The 21,047-nt window shown below is 50.0% G+C and carries 14 protein-coding genes; 3 read left to right on the top strand and 11 right to left on the bottom strand.

Annotation, left to right across the window (positions count from 1 at the left end; all coding sequences use genetic code 11):
* Positions 1–82: 82 nt before the first annotated feature.
* The 5 genes from NZD89_RS00615 to NZD89_RS00595 form a co-directional block, all read right to left on the bottom strand.
* Positions 83–2,161, bottom strand: a complete 2,079-nt coding sequence (locus NZD89_RS00615) for a beta-galactosidase (protein ID WP_268005951.1) — start codon at positions 2,159–2,161, stop codon at positions 83–85.
* Positions 2,162–2,200: 39 nt separating this feature from the next.
* A complete protein-coding gene (locus NZD89_RS00610) occupies positions 2,201–3,046 on the bottom strand; it encodes a sugar ABC transporter permease (protein WP_268005950.1) in 846 nt (281 codons plus the stop codon).
* Position 3,047: 1 nt separating this feature from the next.
* The gene (locus tag NZD89_RS00605) at positions 3,048–4,013 is read right to left on the bottom strand and encodes a carbohydrate ABC transporter permease (protein ID WP_268005949.1); all 966 of its coding nucleotides are present in this window, start codon (positions 4,011–4,013) and stop codon (positions 3,048–3,050) included.
* Between the two features lie 82 nt (positions 4,014–4,095).
* Positions 4,096–5,352: a sugar ABC transporter substrate-binding protein gene (locus NZD89_RS00600; RefSeq protein WP_268005948.1), complete on the bottom strand. Its 1,257-nt coding sequence runs from the start codon at positions 5,350–5,352 to the stop codon at positions 4,096–4,098.
* A gap of 517 nt (positions 5,353–5,869) precedes the next feature.
* A complete protein-coding gene (locus NZD89_RS00595; protein WP_268005947.1) occupies positions 5,870–6,883 on the bottom strand; it encodes a LacI family DNA-binding transcriptional regulator in 1,014 nt (337 codons plus the stop codon).
* Positions 6,884–7,351: 468 nt separating this feature from the next.
* Between NZD89_RS00595 and NZD89_RS00590 the strand changes: the two genes are divergently transcribed.
* Positions 7,352–10,180 carry a glycosyl hydrolase 53 family protein gene (locus tag NZD89_RS00590; protein ID WP_268005946.1) on the top strand — a complete coding sequence of 943 codons (2,829 nt, stop codon included), beginning with the start codon at positions 7,352–7,354 and terminating at the stop codon, positions 10,178–10,180.
* 179 nt (positions 10,181–10,359) lie between these two features.
* On the opposite strand, the gene NZD89_RS00585 is transcribed toward NZD89_RS00590, so the two are convergent.
* The 6 genes from NZD89_RS00585 to kynA all read right to left on the bottom strand — a co-directional run bounded on the left by NZD89_RS00585 (position 10,360) and on the right by kynA (position 18,075).
* Complete coding sequence (locus NZD89_RS00585; RefSeq protein ID WP_268005945.1) at positions 10,360–10,764, bottom strand: hypothetical protein; 405 nt, start codon at positions 10,762–10,764, stop codon at positions 10,360–10,362.
* 275 nt (positions 10,765–11,039) lie between these two features.
* Positions 11,040–12,920, bottom strand: a complete 1,881-nt coding sequence (gene htpG, locus NZD89_RS00580) for a molecular chaperone HtpG (RefSeq protein WP_268005944.1) — start codon at positions 12,918–12,920, stop codon at positions 11,040–11,042.
* Between the two features lie 340 nt (positions 12,921–13,260).
* Positions 13,261–14,862, bottom strand: coding sequence for a PAS domain S-box protein (locus NZD89_RS00575; protein ID WP_268005943.1), 1,602 nt, complete (start codon positions 14,860–14,862; stop codon positions 13,261–13,263).
* Between the two features lie 366 nt (positions 14,863–15,228).
* Entirely contained in the window at positions 15,229–15,867 is a 639-nt protein-coding gene (gene kynB, locus NZD89_RS00570) for an arylformamidase (RefSeq protein WP_268005942.1), read from the bottom strand.
* Positions 15,864–17,144, bottom strand: coding sequence for a kynureninase (gene kynU, locus NZD89_RS00565; RefSeq protein ID WP_268005941.1), 1,281 nt, complete (start codon positions 17,142–17,144; stop codon positions 15,864–15,866). Before kynU ends, kynB begins: the two co-directional genes overlap by 4 nt.
* Before the next feature lie 76 nt (positions 17,145–17,220).
* Positions 17,221–18,075: a tryptophan 2,3-dioxygenase gene (gene kynA, locus NZD89_RS00560; RefSeq protein WP_268005940.1), complete on the bottom strand. Its 855-nt coding sequence runs from the start codon at positions 18,073–18,075 to the stop codon at positions 17,221–17,223.
* Positions 18,076–18,472: 397 nt separating this feature from the next.
* Here kynA and NZD89_RS00555 point away from each other — a divergent pair, with 397 nt between their 5' ends.
* Positions 18,473–19,744, top strand: coding sequence for an MFS transporter (locus tag NZD89_RS00555; RefSeq protein ID WP_268005939.1), 1,272 nt, complete (start codon positions 18,473–18,475; stop codon positions 19,742–19,744).
* Between the two features lie 56 nt (positions 19,745–19,800).
* Complete coding sequence (locus NZD89_RS00550; RefSeq protein WP_268005938.1) at positions 19,801–21,045, top strand: enolase C-terminal domain-like protein; 1,245 nt, start codon at positions 19,801–19,803, stop codon at positions 21,043–21,045.
* The last annotated feature ends 2 nt before the right edge of the window (positions 21,046–21,047 follow it).

Raw genomic sequence — 21,047 nt, 5'->3', positions numbered from 1 at the left:
GTTCCTCCACTCCTTTCCCTTGTAACCTCCAACCGACTGTCGCGTCCGTACACAGATTGCACGTGGTACAGTGTGCGATATCTCACACAAACTTTCCGGCAGCCGGCCGTGTGAGCACCCGCACGCCATACGGAGCGATGTCTATGGAGCCGGATACATTTGTTTTCGTTAGTGCGTCCTCTAGCACTTCATTTGCTAGGGAGACTTGCTGGTTCTCGGTGGAGAAATTCATCACGAAAAGGTGATCCGTTTCGCCATCCGTTCGCAGTTGCACCGTGACCCCGTGTGGCAAATCCACGTCCAAGGCCTTAGTGAGGTTATGCCGTTGAATCAACTTCGCGACGAACTGCTTGTGGAATGGAGCCTTGTTTCTCGATGCGACATAGTACGCGACGCCTTCGCCGAACCGATTTGCCGTCAGTGCCGGTCGCCCCTGGTAGAAATCTTCCCCATAGCGGGCCAGTACCTCTGCCGTTTCCGTGTGGATGAGGTCACACAATTCATAGGCAGTGTAAGATCCGGACATGCCGAGTTCATTCCCCTCTACCACTTCAACGCAATTGCTGTCGTGGTCGTACAGGGCATCTATCTCCTCTGACCAGATACCTAGAGTTTCCCGGAGAGGCCCAGGGAACCCACCGAGAAAAGTCAGATCCGTCTCGTTGACAATCCCGGACCAGCAGGTGGATACAAACGTGCCGCCCGCCTTTACGAACGCTGCGATGCGTTCACCCACACCAGGAAGGACCATGTACAGCATCGGCGCAAGCAAGAGTTTGTACTGAGAGAAGTCCGCTTCCATGTTGATGACGTCAGCAGGAACGCCATTCTCCCACAGCCCCTGGTAAAACTCGCGCACCGTTTCCTCGTAATGCATTCCGGCATTGCGCGGACCTTGGGCATCTCGAATCGCCCAACGGTTTTCCCAGTCAAAGATAACCGCGACTTCTGGCCGAATCGTCTTCCCGACAACGTCCGAAAGCTGTTCGAGCACCTCGCCGACCTGTGCGACATCTCGGAAGACGCGTGTGTGTTCGTGGCCAACGTGATCGACTACAGCACCGTGGAACTTTTCACTCGACCCTCGACTTTTTCGCCATTGGAAGTACTGCACGCTATCGGCACCATGGGCGACCGCCTGCAGCGCGCTGAGCAGGTGCATACCGGGCCGCTTCAGTTTGCTGATGGGTTGCCAGTTGGTCGCGGACGGCGTGCTCTCCATCAGAACAAACGGCTTTCCACCTTTCATGGACCGCTTGATGTCGTGAATCATCGACACCCAGGCAGCCTGCTCGGTTTCGTCTGCCTGGTCGTGCCAAGTGGGGTAGGAGTCCCAGCAGATCAGGTCGAGATGGTCTACGAACTTCCAATAGTTCAAACCGTCGTAAGCTTCCATGAAGTTGGTTGTCACTTGCAAGTTTGCATTGACAGCACGCAGGGGGGCGATTTCATTGCGCATAAAATCTAGCGTATTGTCGGTCGTGAACCGTTTCCAATCGAGATTCAACCCGTGGACCATCGATTCTCCATGGGGTGCAGGCGACTCAATCTGCGACCAGCGAGTCATAGTATGGCTCCAAAATGGCGACCACCAAGCCTGATTCAAGTTTTCAAGAGATCCGTACTTTTCCTTCAACCATCCCCGGAAGGACTCCTGGCACAAGTCACAGTGACAATCCCCACCGTATTCGTTGGATACATGCCAACCGATAACCGCTGGGTGATGCGCATAACGCTTCGCGAGTCGAGTGTTGATCTGCTGAACCTTTTGCCGGTAGACGGGCGATGTCATACAGTGATTATGCCTCAAACCAAACAAGTTCCGCACTCGATTGGCGCCCACGCGTAAGACCTCGGGATACTTCTGTGCCATCCAGGCTGGCCTAGCCCCACTCGGCGTCGCTAAAAAAACGTAAATTTCATTCTTTGCGAGGGTATCGAGCACTTCATCCAGCCACTCAAATGTATAAACGCCCTCTTCAGGCTCGAGCGCCGACCAAGCAAATATCCCAACGGACATCACGTTGCAATGGGCGAGTTTCATTAAACGAATATCTTCCGCCAGAACCTCTGGACTATCGAGCCACTGCTCGGGATTATAATCTCCTCCGTGGAGAAAGCCCGAAATCTTGGGGTGAATGTGTGGGTATGTTGAACGCATGTCTCTCTCACCTTTTCTGTGATGTCTATCTAGTCTCTCTTAACCCTTCGTAGCACCTGCAGTCAGTCCCTTAGCCATCAGTGGGTTGAGGAAGCCAAACGCGACGGCCAAAGGAATTGCCGACAACAGAGAAGCAGCAGAGAACAGTCCCCAGTTTTGGGCGAACTGTGTATTGATCAAGTTGTACATCCCGAGCCCCAGTGTGTAATTTTGCGGAGACTGCAGCACAGTGCCTGCGAGAATGTACTCACTGTAGTAACCAATCATCGATAGAAAGAAAACGACGGCCATCATCGGTCTAGCGAGTGGCAATATGACACTGATGAAAATCCGAAAGTGACCTGCCCCATCGACGCGCGCCGCTTCATCCAGCTCGATGGGAATGGTGTCGTAAAACCCTTTCATCAACCAGATATTGAAGGCACTACCGCCAATCAAGAGCAGCATGTAAATCCAAAGGCGATCCAGGAGATTCCACTGAGACAACACCGCATAAATGGCGCCGACCGCCATCGAGTTCGGAAACATCTGCAATAAAAGTAAGACCATCAGTCCGTATTTCCGCCCCAGAAAGTGCAGGCGAGAGTATGCGTAAGCCGCCGTACTCGTAATCAGCAGCTGAGCAGCAGAGACGACTAATGCCACTTCTGTGCTGTTCCACGCCCACCGCAAAAATCCAGACGAGAAGACATTTACGTAATTCGATAACGTTGCGTGGACAGGAATGAGCGACGCGGAGGAAAGCGCGTCCGTCGAACTAAACGACGCAGTGACGACGTACAACAAAGGGGCCAGCGTGACGATGAGAACCACCCACAGGATGATGCGGATGATCCACGCTCGAAACCGGTCGTGCGATCGCAAATTCACAGCTCCTTGTTTCACGTCAATCCTCCCCCTTAAACGCGTTCGTAAAGCGCATATTAATGATGCTGATGACACCGATCATCACGAACAACACCACCGAAAGGGTCGCACTCAAATCATAGCGATTGAATTGCAGTGCAATTTTGTAAGACGACGATGCCAGAATATCTGTATACCCTGCAAACTGCGTGGTTGCACGCGCTGGGCCACCGCCGGTGAGCAAGAAGATAATGTTGAAGTTATTGAATGTAGCCGCATATGCAGGAATCAAAAGAGGCAAACTTACGCGCCAGACATTCGGAAACGTGATGAAAGAAAACCGTTGAAAAGCGTTCGTACCATCGATTGCGGCCGATTCATACTGCTCGGTCGGAATGGATTGCAGTGCACCGAGGGAAACCGTCATGAAGTACGGAAACGACAACCACAAATTCACGAGGATAATACTGACCCTCGCCCATCCAGGGGCAACGAGCCACGGTATCGCCGGGATGTGAAACAAGTGCAGAAGGGCGTTGATTTGACCATAGTTTTGGTTCATCAAGCCCTGCCACGACAAGGTCGAGATCAGAGCCGGAATCGCCCACGGAATGATCAACAAGGTCCGATATATACGGGCCTCTTTAAGAGCCTTGTCATTGACCAAGATGGCGAGGATCAAGCCAACAAAGTAATTTAGGGTCGTGGATACAAAGGTGAAGACTAAAGTCCACACCAGCGTCGGAAGAAACGCTATGGAAAGTGGATTATTCTTCGAAAATAGCTCGATATAGTTTTTCCACCCCACGAACCGGTAGTTCATAAAGTGCATTTGACTCCAGTTTGTAAACGAGATGTAGATGGTAAAAAACATCGGCAAAAAGCTCAACACACACATCGTCAGGATCGCAGGAGAAATGTACCCATATGCGCTCCACTGGATCTTGTGTTTCCGCTTTGCCCGGGTATCGCTCTGTTTTCTGCCGACCGACGTGACTGCACTCATGTGAACCCCCCCGTTCCCTGAGTAGAGGGAACGGACGGGTGAATGCTTATCACCCGTCCGAACACCATCCACTTGAAAAGAATTATCCTTGTTGAACACTGATGGCCGACTTCGTATTATTCACGTACTGTTTTGCCCCTTCAGCAGCGGACAACTTGCCACTGAGAATCGATGGAATGACGGATTGAGCGCTGTACACCGCTTGCATTTGAGCGATATTTGGGGTCGCGACGGCTGTATTGAGCTGATCGACAAAACCCTTCGCAATCGGATCGCTCGTGATGGTCGAGTTGGTCTGCAGGCTGCTGAGGGCTGGCAGGTCTGCATCCGCCTTGAAGTACTGCAATTCTGCGGCAGAGTTCGTCAGGTATTGAGCTAACGACTGTGCTGCGGCCATGTTCTTTGACTTGTCGCTCACAATCGCCGTCAAGTTACTGATGAGCGGAGTGCCAGGCTTGCCGTTCGGAAGTGTTGGAATTGGTGCAACCCCCACTTGAATCCCCGCCTTTTGCGCTGCGGCAACGTCCCACGGACCACTGATGAACATGCCTACTTTTCCGTTGTCAAACTGACTCGTTGCAACGCTTTGATCCACACTCGGATTCATCCAGTGGTACTTCTGGTCCATGTCTTGCAAGAGCTGGAACCCAGCGACTGCACCTGAGTTCGCTAGACCGATGTCGTTCGGGTCAAGCGTGCCGTTGTTGTCCTTGAAAATGTAGCCACCCATACCGCCGAGGAAGACGTAATCGTAATAGAATTGCTCCTGAGCCATGTTAAAGCCGTACTTGTTTGCATCTTTCACAAACTCATTCCAAGTGGTAGGCGGCGTCGAAATTTCCTTCTTGTTGTACATGAGCGCTACACTCTGCGCAGCGACAGGGTATGCGTAATAATTCCCACCCATTTTTACACCTTCAGCGACCTGGGAGGGGTAATCGGAGGGGTTCATCAATGTGGCCGGTGCGAGCAGCCCTTCTTGGTAAAATGTGCCCAAGTTATCGGACGGCATCGCGATGGCGACGTCCGGGCCGGTACCCGCGCGAACTTCCTGAGCCCAGTTGGAGAACTTGTCACTGCCAGTGGCCGAGTTCTGTTCCACGACAACCGTATCCCCGTGCTCTTTGCCCCACTTTGCAGCGAGCTGTTTGATCACGGTCATCTCTTCTGGTTGCCAATAGGAGAGAACATGAAGCGTGATGCCTTTCGGAATACTTGTCGAAGTCTGGTCCCCAGCGCCCGAGCTGCCGCTTCCGGAAGTGCTGGCACCGCAACCTGACAAAAGTCCCGCAAGGGATAGAACTCCTAGCGCAAGCAGTTTGACATTTCGTTTCTCCATTTTTCATTTGCCCCTCTTTCATTTGGTATCGAAACTAGCGCTGAATTTGTACTGCGAGCGTGCCCACGTAGAAAGTCATTTCGCGTTTTTCCGTTTGGTTGCCGCCCTCCGTTCCCGAACCATGATGGCACTCAGGCTCTCCCCAATCGCGCGGTCAACGGGTCTGCGCTCGCTCTGGTCGATGAATGTGGTCTCGATTTCACAAACGAATAGCGACCGTTTCAAATCGAAAAACCAAAATTCACACCTAAACGGTAGAGCAGAATCTCAACCACAGCTCAGAAAACACGAGATACGCCTTTCATTCCAGTGTGAAATCGAGACCATATTACGTGTGAAATCGAGGCCATATTTGTCTGTCAAAAAGGCCGTATTCCACACAGGAACGAGGCTAACCAGAAATCGCGTTCGCCAACCTTGTCGAAAAAGTCGAAATGTAAGCGATTTAATAATAGAACTCGGTTCGATACCGTGTCAATCACCAATATTTGATGGATATGTTAACTCGGTTCAGCATTCAACGATTTGAACGCCATCCCCGCGTCGACTCCCGGTGAATGATCTCCGTGGACACCTCGATGACTTTCTCCTCGAGGTCGTTTTCTTCGATCTGCGCGAGTAATAAATCCATCAAGATGCGACCAATTTTGTGCTTTGGTATCCTTGTCGTGGTGAGTGTGGGAGTGATGGCCCTGGCCATTTCAATATCGTCTACCCCCGTGACACTAATATCCTCTGGAACAACCAGCCCACTGTCCTTCACCGCGCGCATGGCACCAATGGCGAGAAGGTCATTGGAGGCCGCGATGGCAGTAAAGGGGCATCCCGCTCTCAACACGCGAGACGTGGATTCGTACCCCATGGACAATGTGTCCGTAAAGTCGGGGATAAACTGCAAAAGACCGCTTGGCACCTTTAACCTATGCGCCGTCATGGCATCCAGATACCCTTGAAATCTGGGGTTTTCGGATTCCTCGGTAAACTCGTAACCGAGAAACAGAATCTGTTCGTGCCCTTCCTCAATCAACTGGGTGACATTCGTTCTCATGGCGGCCCTTAAATCCACATACACGTGTGGCACGCCAAACGCATGGCCCCTATCCGAGTACACGACGGTTGGGATCTCCTTGGCGATTTCCGCGATGTCGTAGACTTTCTCAACTTCAAACGGCGAAAGAAAGATAATCCCATCATAAAAGCCCTCGAGGATCACTTTTAGATAATCCTCTTTCTTCGAAACGCGATTGAACAGTGAAAACGTGTACCCCTTAGTCAGACCTGACTCCTCTATCCCCATGACGATCTCGTGATAGAAAGGGTTTCGAATCGACGGCATCACGCACGCAATTTGCCCATAGTGTTGTTTTCGCAAGCCTTGAGCAAGCCGGTTCGGCACATAGTTCAAGTCGCGGATGGCCTGGTTGACCCGCTCCCGCACATCCGCAGCGACATACCCACTGTTATTCAACACGCGGGAAACCGTTGCGGGCGATACCCCCGCTAGTTTTGCGACATCACGACTAGTAGCCAAAAGGGGTCCCTCCTTGAACCAGCTCTCTTCCCTCACACCGTTCTAAGCAAACGCATTCATTGTCTCATTTACCTCGTTCGATTGGCGCTTGAGAATTGGGGCGGAGTTCAAAGTTAAATTTTACGTGCAACTAGGCATTTCCGCAAGCAGATGACTTGACTTACGACGGCAGATGGGAATCTTTCAGACAGCCATCACAGGCTCTTCTTTCTATCATCCGTCGGAAAATTTAGTTGACCGGTCCGCGGCCCATCCATATAATGATTTTGATTTTGAAGCATGTGGCCTCGATTTCACACGAGAAGGCAAGCGAATTTTTGTGAGAGACATCCTGACGTGGAGGTGGCGGATCGTTTTATCTGAAGGTAAGTGAAAGCGCTTTATCTTCACCTGGCATGATCTAACGCACAATTTTACAGCATTGCGCATCGATGTGCAGTTCTATTCAAACAGACAGGAGAGAATTCGATGCCTAGACGGATGAAGATGTCGATCAGGGCAACCATCGCGACCACATTGTCGGTCGCCTTCCTCATGACGGCGTGTCCACTGACGTCCTACGCGGACGTTTCAAATCCGGGGCGCGGCGCAGCGACGAACACAACAAACCCAAATTCGGTTTCCGTAGCGCCCGTACCCGCGTTACAAAATGGGCAGAGAAGTGACTTTATCATGGGCGCAGACGTCTCTGAACTCTATGCCCTCGAGCAAGCGAATAAGAAGTTTTACGACAGCGATGGACTTCAAGAAAACTGCCTGCAAATTCTCAAGAACCACGGTGTCAACTACATCCGCCTCCGCCTGTGGAACGACCCCACCAATGCGCTCGGTCAGCCACTTGGCGGAGGAAATGACGACCTTGCGGCAGATATTTCGATTGCCAAACAGGCCAAGGCACTGGGTATGAAAGTCCTCCTCGACTTTCAATACAGCGACTTCTGGGCCGACCCAGGCGAACAGAACAAACCGAAAGCATGGGCCAACGATCACGGTACAGCACTCCAAAATGACATTTACAATTTTACCTACAACACGTTGAAAACCATGAACGCGCAAGGTGTACTGCCCAACATGGTTCAAATCGGAAACGAGATTAACAACGGTATTTTGTGGCCCGACGGGGAATCCGCAACTGCGGCCGCTCCGTTGTTACAGAAGGCCGCATCTGCCGTTCGCGCCGCTGACCCAAACGCCAACGATCCCAACCGCAAAATCAAGATTGTGCTTCACCTCGCGGGAGACTCCAGTGGCAGCGTCGGTACGTTCACGAGTGACTTGAATACGTGGACGACTGGCAGTACGGCGGTCGACTTCGACGTCATCGGAATCTCGTATTACCCGTATTATCACGGAACCATGGCGCAAGACTCGAACATCCTGGACACACTCGCGAGTATGTACCATAAGCCAGTCATCGTGGCAGAGACATCGGAAGGCTGGACGTTGGCGCAAGGTGACAACACCATCAACACCTTCGATCAAAATGCCGCCTACACCGCAGGCTACACGCCCACTCCCCAAGGGCAGGCGGAAGAGATTCGCGACGTGATCAACAATGTGGCAAATGTGCCAAACGACATGGGGCTGGGCATGTTCTACTGGGGGTCTGATTGGCTCCCTGGCGACGCAACGGGTTGGACAGCGGGACAAGGCAGCAGTTGGGAGAACCAGGCACTCTTTGATTTCAACGGTCACGCACTTCCCTCGATGAACGTGTTCAACTTGGTTCGGACGTCGAACACTACGCCGCCATCCAACTTTGTATCTGCCGATCCCGTCACCGTATCCACCTCGGTAGGCGGAACGCTGACCCTGCCATCCACCGTGGAAGGTCAATATAGCGACGGCTATTACAAGCAGACGGCTGTAAGCAGTTGGGATACGTCTACCGCCGATTTGTCCAAGCCGGGGGTCTACACGGTATACGGCACGATTCTTGGCGACCCGAAGGCAGCGAGTGCCATTGTCACAGTGCAGCCGGATCAACCAAAAAATTTGGTAACGAATCCAGGGTTCGAGAATGGAGCCGACGGATGGACGAGTTCAGATGCTTCCGTCGCGGCACCGGCCACAGGAGGCAACATCACGCCACACACCGGAACATCCGACATCCACTACTGGAGCGCAGATGCATTCAGTAACGACACCGTGTCCCAAACGATTACAGGTCTTCCGGACGGCACCTATACACTCTCTGTCTGGGGCGAGGGTTCTGCGAGCGGCTCCGCCGTACCTTTCTTGTATGCCTCTGGGTATGACGCGACAGACCCAAGCGCAACGGTACAGCAGAATTTTACGCCGTCCGGCTGGAACGTCTGGAAACAGTACAGGGTCCAGGTGACGGTCACCTCGGGACAGTGCACGATTGGTGTGAATTTCAATGGCGCACCGGGCGATTGGGGAGATGTCGATGACTTGTATTTTGGATTGCCGCCCGTATCGTCTACCGCTACGCAAACCCAAGCCGTCACGGCGTATGCACCGGATGGCACGGCGCTGCAAAGTGACGCAACGGTACCCGCAAATACGCCGTACATCACACTGTCGAGCCCGACACCTGGTGCCACGATTTACTACACAACGGACGGAAGTGAGCCGGGGGATACAACCTCCTCCAGCGTGACGAACGTCTACACCGGGCGGGTCCAAATCGGTGCCAACACAGAGCTGAAGGTCTACGCGGTAGCGCCAGGATATTCGCAAAGTACTGTAACCACGTACGATTTGACAACCAACGACGCGACATCCAATTCGGCGATTCAAAATGGCGGTTTCAATCAACAGGGATCCCTCTCCCCTTGGACGCTCTCCGGCGTAACCGAAGGCACGGACAATTCGACGTACGCGTTTGACGCGACGCAGGATTCGACACCCGGTGTGGTCTATGAGGGCTCCGGTCAGTTCAAATACTGGTCGTCGAAGAGTTATTCGTTTACGTTGTCGCAAAAGGTCACCGGATTAGAAAACGGCGTATACACGTTATCTGCCGAGTCCGCGGGCGCAAACAACATGTTACTCAACTCCGACGGGATGGCGACGAACGATCCATCTCTAGCCACGCTGACGCTCTCCGCGCAAACGCCAATCGGGAAACGCTCGACAAATGTCATCAACGAAGGCGTCGCAGCGAACGGTTGGAATCAATGGAACGAGTTTGACGTGAACGACATTTACGTCACGGATGGAACATGTACGATTTCTTTCACGGCCACGGGCAGCCCAAACTATTGGGGCTACCTCGATGACGTAAAACTTGTACGAACGGGTATCCTGCCGCTGGAGAGGTTAGAAGGGTGATCTCTCTGTAACGGCCAAGGAATGGGCCACATGGGGTCGTGGGCCAGAAGGGGTGCTTGAGTCTGTAGATACGAGCAGATGACAGATTCGGGCGTCCCTATGGCCATTTCCAGTGAATAGGAGCGCCCTATGCTGCTCGGCATTTGCGGGTCTTAAGAGGTATAAAAGAAGGCCGCCTCTTAACCAACTATCGTGCGGTACATTGCTTTTTTGGTAATCCAACTGCAAACGTATCCAGTCGGAATGGCAGGAACAATCATAAGAATTCCAATGAACGTTTGATGTAAGTCATGTTCTAAATAGTTGATCGCTGAGTAGAAGTCGCCTAGTGCTCCTCCCTTTTCGCATTGCATTACAAACACAGTAAACTGTTGGATGATTAACGCTACAAACCAGCCGCATATAGCAAACCATGTGCCGTAATGAACGGAACGCTTCACGACAGTTCCCCAAATGTTCATGATGAGTAAGATAACTAGCCATTGTGCAAGCATGAGATACGCGTTCATGATAAAAGTGCTGGACAGACCAACGTAAACAACTAACAGTACCGAGCATGCATAAAACAACTTGCTTAATGCCAACGCTCATTCCCCCTCTATTTGTCTATTTTGACATTTTGCAAGGAAATCCCTCTGTTCATGGATGTATCGGAGGGGTGTATATCTGTCCTGCTGGTTTTCCGGCATAAGGGGAAGCCTATAGCAACAATCTGAGCGGCCCTCTATCAGAAAAGAAGCGACAGTACCGACCGAAGTGAATAAACGGCGGTATCTGTCGCGATGTTCGATGGTTTGAAAAGTGAGTGCTAGGTCGTGCTTTTTGTTCGGGTTTGGTGAACGTACGTTTTTTTAATCCGTCACACCATGATTTTGCAAATGTCATTCGTGAAGTCCACCGGATCTTCGACAGGCAATCCCTCAATCAAAAGCGCCTGATTGTAGAGCAAATGTGTGTAAAGACGCAATTTCTCTTTGTCATCTTCAAAGGCCGTTCGCAGCGACTGAAATACATCGTGGTTGATGTTAATTTCCAATACCTTGTCTGCTTTAATGTTCTGGTTGTTCGGCATGGCCTTCAGGACTTTTTCCATTTCAATGGTAATTTCGCCATCCGCCGTCAAGCATACAGGATGGTTTTTCAGCCGTTTAGAAATCCTCACATCCTTGACTTTGTCCCCTAGGATTTCCTTCATCTCATCAAACAAAGCCCGGTTCTCATTCGCCTCTGCTTCTGTCTGCTCGGGATTGTCCCCGGTCTCTATCCCCAAATCACCACTGGATACCGATTTAAATTCCTTATCCTGATAACTCATCATCACCTTGATGGCGAACTCATCCACGTCTTCGGTGAAGTAAAGGATTTCGTAACCCTTATCAGCGACCAGTTCCGTCTGCGGCAACTTGTCGATCCGCTCGTACGTCTCCCCTGTAGCATAGTAAATGTACTTCTGCTCTTCAGGCATTCTCGACACGTATTCAGCCAAAGTGACCAGTTTCTTTTCCTTGGACGAGTAGAACATCAACAGGTCCTGCAACACGTCCTTGTTCGCACCGAAGTCACTATAGACCCCATACTTCAGTTGGGTACCAAATGCTTTATAAAACACTTCATACTTGTCGCGATCGTCTTTCAAAAGTCGCTGCAACTGACTCGTGATCTTGCTCTTGATGTTCTTCGCGATAAGTTTCACTTGCTTATCCTGCTGCAAAATCTCACGCGAGATGTTCAGCGACAAGTCCTCCGAATCGACGATACCCTTCACAAAGCTATAGTAGTCCGGAAGCAGGTCCGGGCATTTGCCCATGATGAGGACACCGTTCGAATACAGTTCCAGTCCCTTTTCATATTCCTTGCTGTAATAGTTGAACGGTGTCTTCTCAGGGATATACAAAATTGCGTTATATCTCACCGCACCATCTACGCTGATGTGGAGATGCTGCAGCGGCTTATCAAACCCATAATGCTTCTCCATGTAGAAATTCTCGTAGTCTTCATCGGTGAGTTCGTTCTTATTCCTTCTCCAAATCGGAACCATGCTGTTGATGGTTTGCTCTTCCCGATACTCCTCGAATTCCCCAACGTTACCTTCTTTCGGCCTTCGCAATGTGACGTCCATTTTGATGGGATAACGAATAAAGTCCGAATACTTCTTGATGATCGATCTCAACCGATACTCATCCAAGTAATCGTCGTAATTCTCATCTTCCGTACTCTCTTTGAGCTTCAAGATAATCTCTGTACCGGCGGTATCCTTCTGGGTTGGCTCAATTGTGTATCCGTCCACCCCAGACGATTCCCACTTAAACGCAGTCTCGCTTCCAAAAGCTCTGCTAATGACCGTGACCGCGTCTGCCACCATGAACGCTGAATAAAAACCAACCCCGAACTGACCAATAATCCCATGTCCATCTTCCAGTTCGTTTTCGCGCTTGAAGGCCAGGGATCCACTTTGAGCGATCACACCCAAATTGTTTTCCAACTCATCCCGCGTCATGCCAATACCTGTGTCCGTAATGGTCAGCGTTCTGCTTGCCTTATCGGGAGCTACCTTGATAAAGTAATCGCCCTTGTCAAACGATAAGTTGTCGTCACCCAGTGCCTTGTAGTAGAGCTTGTCAATGGCATCGCTGGCGTTCGAAATTAACTCCCTCAGGAAAATCTCACGATTGGAGTAGATGGAATGAATCATCATCTCCAGCAGTCTCTTGGATTCCGCTTTGAATGGCGTTTTCTCCATGGAAAATGTCCCCTTTCACGGCATAGGTGGTGTATCCGTGTACATCGACCAGGTATTTAGCACTCGAGTTTGCAGAGTGCTAACAACAATGATCATTTTACATATCAGTGAGTTCTCGTCAATTTCGTTGTGATAGGGGTGTGTGGGTCCTGATGGGGTTTCTCCAGATGCTAAAAAGGAGTCCTACTAGGACGCCCTCAGGAACTATGGTTTTTGGCTGAGTATCACGGAAGGAAGGGAGGCGCACCGATCCCGTTTCACCCACGGCAATATAATTGTACCTTTCCATACTTGCCCCAGCGCCAATCGCTCCAATAGCGATTACCTAGATCATATCGCGTCAATCCAGAGGTGAAGCCTCAAAGCTTACGGGCAGTGAAATCGTCACAGTTGTACCTTCACCTGAATTGCTGGAAATCTCTAATGCACCGTTATGGTTAGCAATGATCCTTTTGCTGACCAAAAGCCCGAGGCCAGTACCCTTTTCTTTAGTGGTAACAAAAGGATCACCAATTTTATGCCTTATTTTTTCTGTAATTCCTACTCCTTCATCCGAAAATCTAACAAATACTGTGTTTTCTATGTTGGTCAAACTAACGGTCAACGCACCACCATGAGGCATCGCCTCAATTGCATTTTTGACTATGTTAATAAACACTTGTTTTAAATGATTATCCACAGCCATCACTTTGGGAATGTCTCCATCACATCGTGTAACAATGCTTACATTTTGCATGTTTGCCTGTGCGCGAAGTAATCGTACAACTTCAGCGATATTTTCGTTGAGATCCACAGGCCGGTATTGAACTGGCTGGGGCTTCGCTAAAAGAAGCATTTCACTTATAATTTTCTCGATTCTATCCAATTCACTCTCTATTATCTCGTGATAAAGGGTCTGTTTCTCAGAAGTTGACGAGGAAAGCAGTTGTACAAACCCTTTGACTGCTGTCAGTGGATTCCGGATTTCATGGGCAACGCCAGCAGCTAATTCACCGACAGCAAGCAGTTTCTCAGATTTCACGAGTAAATCTTGAGCCGCTTTTAACTCCGTTATGTCTTTACAGATTCCTGAGACTGCAATGATATGGCCATCCTTATCCTTTATTGGAGATAGGGTGACTAATGTAGTAAGTGTCTGTCCATCCTTACAAACTTTCTTACCCTGATATCCGACATATGGAACTATCCCTAATTTCACGGATTCATAATATTGAATAGATGTTGATACATCATCTGCTGGGCTTACAGGCGCCAGCGTTCCGACTAGTTCCTCTTGGCTATACCCGAACATACGCTCAAATCCGGGATTTACCTTTATAATTTTTGCATTTAAATCAAATACAGCCATGGCATCAGTAGAATAATTAAAGATTGATTCGAATAACTCTTTTGTTTCCCTGAGTTTTTCTTCAGCCTGTTTCCTCGCTGTGACATCATTACATACCACTTGTACAGCACGTTTTCCCTTAAAACTGCATGGGATACAACGGATGTCCGCGAAAATAATTTCCCGATCCAAACGAACATACTTTCTTTCTAAAATTTCAGTCAATCGAGTGCTCTGCGCTATGTGCTTCACTGTTGACAACAGGTCTTCACGCGAGTCCTCATGCACCAATTCCCAAATTGGTCGATTAAGCAACGCATCTATCGTCTTGGCTCCACACATTTCTAATGCTGCTGGATTGGCGTACACCCATTTTTCATCACTATAGACGAATATAGGCTGTGGAGACACGTCAATGAGATGTGCATATACCGCTTCGGTTCTCTTGATATATTTAACAAATTTAAACAACACCCATGACGTAAGTGCAACCCATGCGGAGAAGCGTAAGAAATTGGCCCATGGAGGTGTGGGAGTGATGTGGAATCGATTAAATATAAAACCAAGTAAAAAATTCCATATAAAACTTGCAATTACAAAGTATACAGTGACCATCCGTGGAGATAGCCGCCTTAAGGAGGCCAAGTTTAGCGACTTAAACATTCCCTTTACCAAACCTTTGTATGTTTGTTTTCAATTATATCGGTGCCAATCCAGTACCGACTAGATCTAATGTAACCCAGTGGGGCAAGATATTTTGAAAAGTTCGTCGGCAAAAAACCTCCCTATCGTTGATCGATAAGAAGGTCTGGCACATGTCACCGCCGTGGATTCACCGAAACACCCGCCGTGGTCTTACCGATATTACACCGGAATCCACCAGACTGTCGTCGACTGTCCACGCTTGGCCGGCTTGGTATGCTAGAAGTCCGGTCTCCTCATCCCCCTCATGGGACAAAGTTTCGTCCCCAATTGGCTATGTTACAAAGGCCTCAAAACAGCCCGCACAGGACTGCCATCAGCATCTGCCAGCGGGAGAGGCAATGCGGCTAGCTCATAGTCCCCAGCGGGAACATCGTCCAACACGAGCCCTTCCAGAATGTGAATGTTATGTCGAGCAAGTGCGTGATGGGCGGGCAACTCCTTGCTGTCCAGCGGATCGACCGAGGGGAGGTCCAGACCCAGTAGCTGCACACCGCGATTTTCCAGATATTCGGCGAGTTCTGGACGAATTTCAGGAATCTTGTCTGGGAAGATCCGACGATCCTTCCAAGCTCCCGTGCGAATGAGAAGGCGCGTTACTCCCTGCAAATCTATCTGAGCAATTGCTTCCACTCCGATACTTCCAATTTCACCTTGCTCTATTTGTGAAAGATGAATCACTCGGGCAGGGCCAACATACAAGTTCACATCCAGTTCCAGCACCTTTTTGCCCTTCTGGTCGAAATGGAAAGGTGCATCAATATGTGTGCCTGTGTGCGTGCTCATCGTGATCTGACCAACATTGACCGATCCGCTCAGTTGCTTAGTCCAAGTCAAGCTATACGAGAATTGGGTATCTCCAGGCCAGGTAGGGACTTTACTGTCCAATCGTTGTGAGATGTCGATCCACCTCGTCATGCCACCACACCCCGTTTCTTTTCGTAGCGCTCGTATTGTTTCTCCATCATGATGGTTTTCAACCGTTGTACCATGTCCCAGATATCTTCGAATGAGGTATAAAGAGGAATCGGTGCAAGCCGAATGACATCAGGTGCACGAAAATCAGGAACAACTCCGTTGTCCTTCAGAGCTTTGCAGATTCGTACTGCTTCCTCGTGAATCAAAGAGACGTGGCCGCCGCGACGATGGTCCTCGATTGGATTACCGATCACAAATCCCATACTCGACAGTTCGCTTTCAATCAAATCCATCATGTACTGCGTCATCCGGAGCGATTTCGCACGCAACCTGTCGATTCCGGCCTCAGCAAACATCAAAAGCGAGCCCATCAGCGGTGCAGCACTCAGAATATGAGGCGTTCCAATTTGATACGCACCCGCGTGTTCCGCCGGTGTAAGCTGGTGATCCATATCAAACTGGACGTCCTTTCTCGAACTGAACCAGCCAGCGAGGGCCGGAATCCGACCAAAGTGTCTCCGGTTGACGAATAGGCCCGCGACACTGCCTGGGCCGGCATTCAAATATTTATAATTGCACCAAACGGCAAAATCGACATCCCACAGCGATAACTCGTGATGAACTGCGCCAATCGAATGACACAAGTCAAATCCAATCGGAATGTTTCGTTCCCGTGCGGCTGCAGACAAACGCTGAATGTCCAACAATTGACCACTGCGATACAAGACTGAAGGGAGTAAAACCAAGGCAACCTCATCGCTCATCGCAGCAATGATATCTTCTTCGTTCACTGTCCTGCCGTCCCGACTTTTCACCTGGATTAAGTGTTCCTGCGGATCTAGCCCATGAAGACTGATTTGACTTTGCAAAGCGTAGATGTCAGACGGAAACGTCAGCTCATCCGCCACAATTTTGGTACGTGCTCCCTCGGGACGGTAGAACGTGGCCACAAGTTGATGAAGGTTCGTCGTTGTCGATCCCGTTACAATCACTTCCTCAGCAGATGCACCAACGAGTGGTGCCAGCATCGCACCAAGTTTCTCAGAGTAATTAAACCAAGGATGTTCCCCTTCCGTCCAACCGTCGATGCCAAATGTCCGCCAACTATCTAAAACAGCCAAAAGAGACTGCTCCGAGCGCTTGGACAGCAAACCAAGCGAGTTTCCATCCATATAGATGGTACCTTCTTTGAGGTAAAATTCTTGCTTAAAGGAAGAAAGAACATCTTCCTCGTCGAGATATTCTGCGTATGCCCGGGACGTATCTGACGTTGCCATTCACATCGCCTCGTTTCTAGTTTGTATCGTTGACTCAAGGATTTTGACTGGAGTTTCGCCCTCATTGCGGAACATCCTAGAGTTGCGTTCGTAAGCTCCATAACTCAGGGAAAAAGCGGTGGTCTAACACTCGTTTTAAATAAGTCACGCCGGATGAACCACCCGTTCCCTGTTTGTGGCCGATGATCCGTTCGACTGTGAGCACGTGATGATAACGCCACTGTTGCTGGCGCCCCTCAATATCCACAAGTTTCTCAGCGAGTTCGTAGAGATCCCAATATTGATTTACATCGCGGTAGACAGTCAGCCACGCTGCCTCAACACTAGCATTTGGCTGATATTCTTGTGACCAATCTCTATCTAGACATGCTTCATCGATTGGTAATCCTCGCGCTGCCAAGGCCCGAATCGCCACATCATAAATACTAGGTTCATGTATTGCACGTTGCAGTTGTTCATGCAGCTCAGGTTGGTGCTTGTAAACGGACAAAATATGAGGTGTTTTAAATCCGAGCGCAAATTCAATCAACCGATTTTGGTAGGACTGAAAACCGGATGAATATCCTAATTTATTCCGGAATTCCATATATTCAGCCGGGGTCAACGTCGAGAGTACATCCCATGACTGAATTAATTGTTGCTGAATCCGAGCGACGCGTGACAACATCTTGAACGCTGGTTCTAAATCGTGATCACGAATACAACCAATTGCAGCGTTTAGTTCATGTAAAATTAACTTCATCCACAATTCGCTCGATTGGTGAATAATGATAAATAACATCTCATCGTGATGATCTGACAATCTGTGCTGACTCTTCAATATTTTATCTAGTTGAAGATAATCACTGTATGTCATGTCCTTTTGGAAGTCAGTATGGATGTGTTTTTCTAGCTTAGTTACTTCCTGTTTGTTGCTTTCGGAATTTGACAATGATTTCCCTCTCCCATGTTAGCTAACCGACCAAACCTGGCTAACAAAATGTGATGTTTTTTATTAGGTACTGCCTTTTAAATCGTGGACTGGGCCTAAATTGAAAACGCATACACCAGCAGTTCTACGATCCACCGTCTTATCCCAACCGATTTGCAGACGTGTAGAATATATTTAACATACTTTAATATCGTACGTGAATATACACAATAGATGATGATTACTCAACAATCGTTCTTAGGCTTCCCTTTACACGGATTACAACAGTTCCCAGCCCACTCGAATCGTCCCCCAAACTCCAAAGTCCCTTCAATCATGAACGGATCCCCCCGAGAATACGATGTTTTTGAACGGTAGTTGAAAGGGCTTTCAATTAGGTGCAGCGGAGGGATTCCAGATGAATGGGAAAGCCGGAAATGTTCGCTGGAGTATCGGGGGGCTAATTGGGCTCGGTGTGATCGTAAATTACTTTGACCGTGTGAACATCAGCGTAGCTACACACCCCATGATGAATCAATTTCACCTTTCGTTGGGCCGGGTCGGAATACTGCTATCCGCGTTCTCATGGTCTTACACAGTCATGCAAATCCCAATCGGATCGATCCTGGATCGGATTGGGATAAAGTGGCTGAATAGAATTGGCATTATATTGTGGAGTCTGGCGACGATGCTCACTGCCGTAGCAGGTGGCATGGGTATCGTCATTTTGTCGCGCGTGTTGCTGGGTATTGCGGAGTGTCCGGCGTTCCCCGGCGCGTCCAAGGCAACGGGTTACTGGTTTCCACTTCGTGAACGAGGTCTCGCGACATCACTGTTTGATGGTGCCGCGAAAATTTCTAACGTGCTCGGCATTCCGCTCGTTGCATGGACGATGACCATGTGGGGGTGGCGTGGCGGTTTTTGGTTTACAGCCATTTTAAGCCTGGTGTTCGCCGTCGTGTGGTGGATTTGGTACCGGGACCCCGAAGAGCACAAGAAGATCACGAAGGAGGAACTTGAATATATTAAGGAAGGTGGCGCGCAAGAAACAGGTGCTCCAGAAGATGGAGTGCTTCGCAGCTTAGGATTTTTGCTCACACAACGCAAGGTACTGGCGCTGACCTTCGGTTTTGCTGCCTATGGTTACGCCTTTGGGCTGCTTTCCTCCTGGATCCCAGGCTATCTCGAAACACAGATGCACATGTCGCTGCTGAAAACTGGCGCCTATTCTGTCGTTCCTTGGATAGTCGCGTCCGTAGCCGACGTGTTCATTGGTGGTTGGCTGGTGGATAAGGTCATCCGCAGCGGGCGTGACGCAAGCAAGGTCCGCAAGACATTTATGGCCATTGGCATGATTCTAGGCCTCACGGTCGGACTCGCCGGATTTACGAAGAACCCAATCATCGCGATTATCTGGATCACCATCTCACTTGCTGGCCTCAGTATGTTTGCTCCGATTGGATGGAGCTTACCCTCCATTGTCGCCCCGAAAGGAACAGTTGGTATCGTGGGCGGTATTATGAATTTCCTCAATGGCTTCGTCGGAATCGTTTCAACCATCTTAACAGGTTATGTAGCACAGGCATCCCACTCGTTCGCAGGACCATTTATTCTAGCAGCTTGTGTGCTAGTGGTCGGTATCTTTTTCTACACCGTGGTCATGGGGCGGATCGAGCAAATTCAACGATAATCTACGAACGCTCCTCGTTTGCCAGTAAACATAGCAAGAAGGAGGGCTCGTACGCGATGCCGACGATACGCGACGTGCGCGTGATCATCACCGCACCAGAAGGGATCAACCTGGTGGTTATCAAGGTAGAGACGTCTGAACCGGAACTCTATGGTGTGGGTTGCGCGACATTTACACAACGGGCTAAGTCTGTCAAAGATGCCGTCGAGTCTTACCTGAAACCGTTTGTTGTCGGAAAGTCGCCCGATGCTATTGGAGATATTTGGCATTCCGCCATGGTCAGCGGCTATTGGCGGAATGGTCCGATTATGAATAACGCGTTATCAGGTTTGGATATGGCACTATGGGACATCAAAGGCAAGCAGGCCGGCATGCCAGTTTATCAACTGCTCGGTGGTAAGTGCAGGGAGGGCGTTGCGCTATACCGCCACGCAGAGGGGCGCGATCCGGTCGAGATAGAGGACAGAGCCATATCTCTGATGGAACAGGGCTTCCGCTACGTTCGGTGCCAAATGGGCGGCTATGGCGGCAGTCTCGATATCGACCAACGAACACAGATCACAACGGCCTCGCACGGTGCGAACGCGTCAAATCGTTCTCCGAAAAACGCCCCAAATGGCGCTTACTATGACCCAGATGCATACGCGCGCAGTGTTCCGGCCATGTTCGACCACCTTCGATCCCGTCTCGGCTTCAACGTGGAACTGATTCACGACATTCATGAACGACTGGTCCCAATTGAGGCGATGAGATTAGCGAACAATCTGGAACCCTATCGACTGTTTTATCTCGAGGACCCTGTAGCACCCGAGGACGTGGCGTGGCTTGAGAAACTAAGGGGAAGAACGACCATTCCCATCGCCATGGGTGAGTTGTTTACAAATCCCTTGGAATGGCTGCCGCTGATCGAAAATCGGTGGATCGATTTTATCCGCTGCCACGTGAGTGCCATCGGCGGCATTACCCCGGCACGAAAACTGGCAACCTTGTGTGAGGCGTTCGGAATTCGTACAGCATGGCACGGACCAGGCGATGTGTCACCGATTGGGCATGCCGCGAACGTACACTTAGATCTGTGCAGCGCAAACTTTGGAGTACAGGAATGGACGGTTATTACCGATAAATTGCGCGAGGTGTTCCCAGGGGCACCTGAAGTTGAGCATGGGTATGCGTATCCCAGCGACAAACCAGGTCTTGGTGTGGACATTGACGAAACGGCCGCAAGGAAATATCCGTACGTCGATCAACTGCCAACTTGGACACTCGCCCGAGCCGTGGACGGGACTGCGGTCCGGCCGTAGGA

The sequence above is a fragment of the Alicyclobacillus fastidiosus genome (assembly GCF_026651875.1).
GTDB classification, from domain to species: Bacteria; Bacillota; Bacilli; order Alicyclobacillales; family Alicyclobacillaceae; genus Alicyclobacillus; species Alicyclobacillus fastidiosus.
This window is presented reverse-complemented; position numbering and strand designations above follow the sequence as displayed.

Bases quoted from the DNA above. Each gene is read 5' to 3' on its own strand.
- kynU (WP_268005941.1), bottom strand. From the start codon at position 17,144: ATGGCAACGTCAGATACGTCCCGGGCATACGCAGAATATCTCGACGAG.
- NZD89_RS00590 (WP_268005946.1), top strand. From the start codon at position 7,352: ATGCCTAGACGGATGAAGATGTCGATCAGGGCAACCATCGCGACCACA.
- kynB (WP_268005942.1), bottom strand. From the start codon at position 15,867: ATGACGAGGTGGATCGACATCTCACAACGATTGGACAGTAAAGTCCCT.
- htpG (WP_268005944.1), bottom strand. From the start codon at position 12,920: ATGGAGAAAACGCCATTCAAAGCGGAATCCAAGAGACTGCTGGAGATG.
- NZD89_RS00615 (WP_268005951.1), bottom strand. From the start codon at position 2,161: ATGCGTTCAACATACCCACACATTCACCCCAAGATTTCGGGCTTTCTC.
- NZD89_RS00550 (WP_268005938.1), top strand. From the start codon at position 19,801: ATGCCGACGATACGCGACGTGCGCGTGATCATCACCGCACCAGAAGGG.
- NZD89_RS00605 (WP_268005949.1), bottom strand. From the start codon at position 4,013: ATGAGTGCAGTCACGTCGGTCGGCAGAAAACAGAGCGATACCCGGGCA.
- NZD89_RS00575 (WP_268005943.1), bottom strand. From the start codon at position 14,862: ATGGTCACTGTATACTTTGTAATTGCAAGTTTTATATGGAATTTTTTA.
- NZD89_RS00555 (WP_268005939.1), top strand. From the start codon at position 18,473: ATGAATGGGAAAGCCGGAAATGTTCGCTGGAGTATCGGGGGGCTAATT.
- NZD89_RS00600 (WP_268005948.1), bottom strand. From the start codon at position 5,352: ATGGAGAAACGAAATGTCAAACTGCTTGCGCTAGGAGTTCTATCCCTT.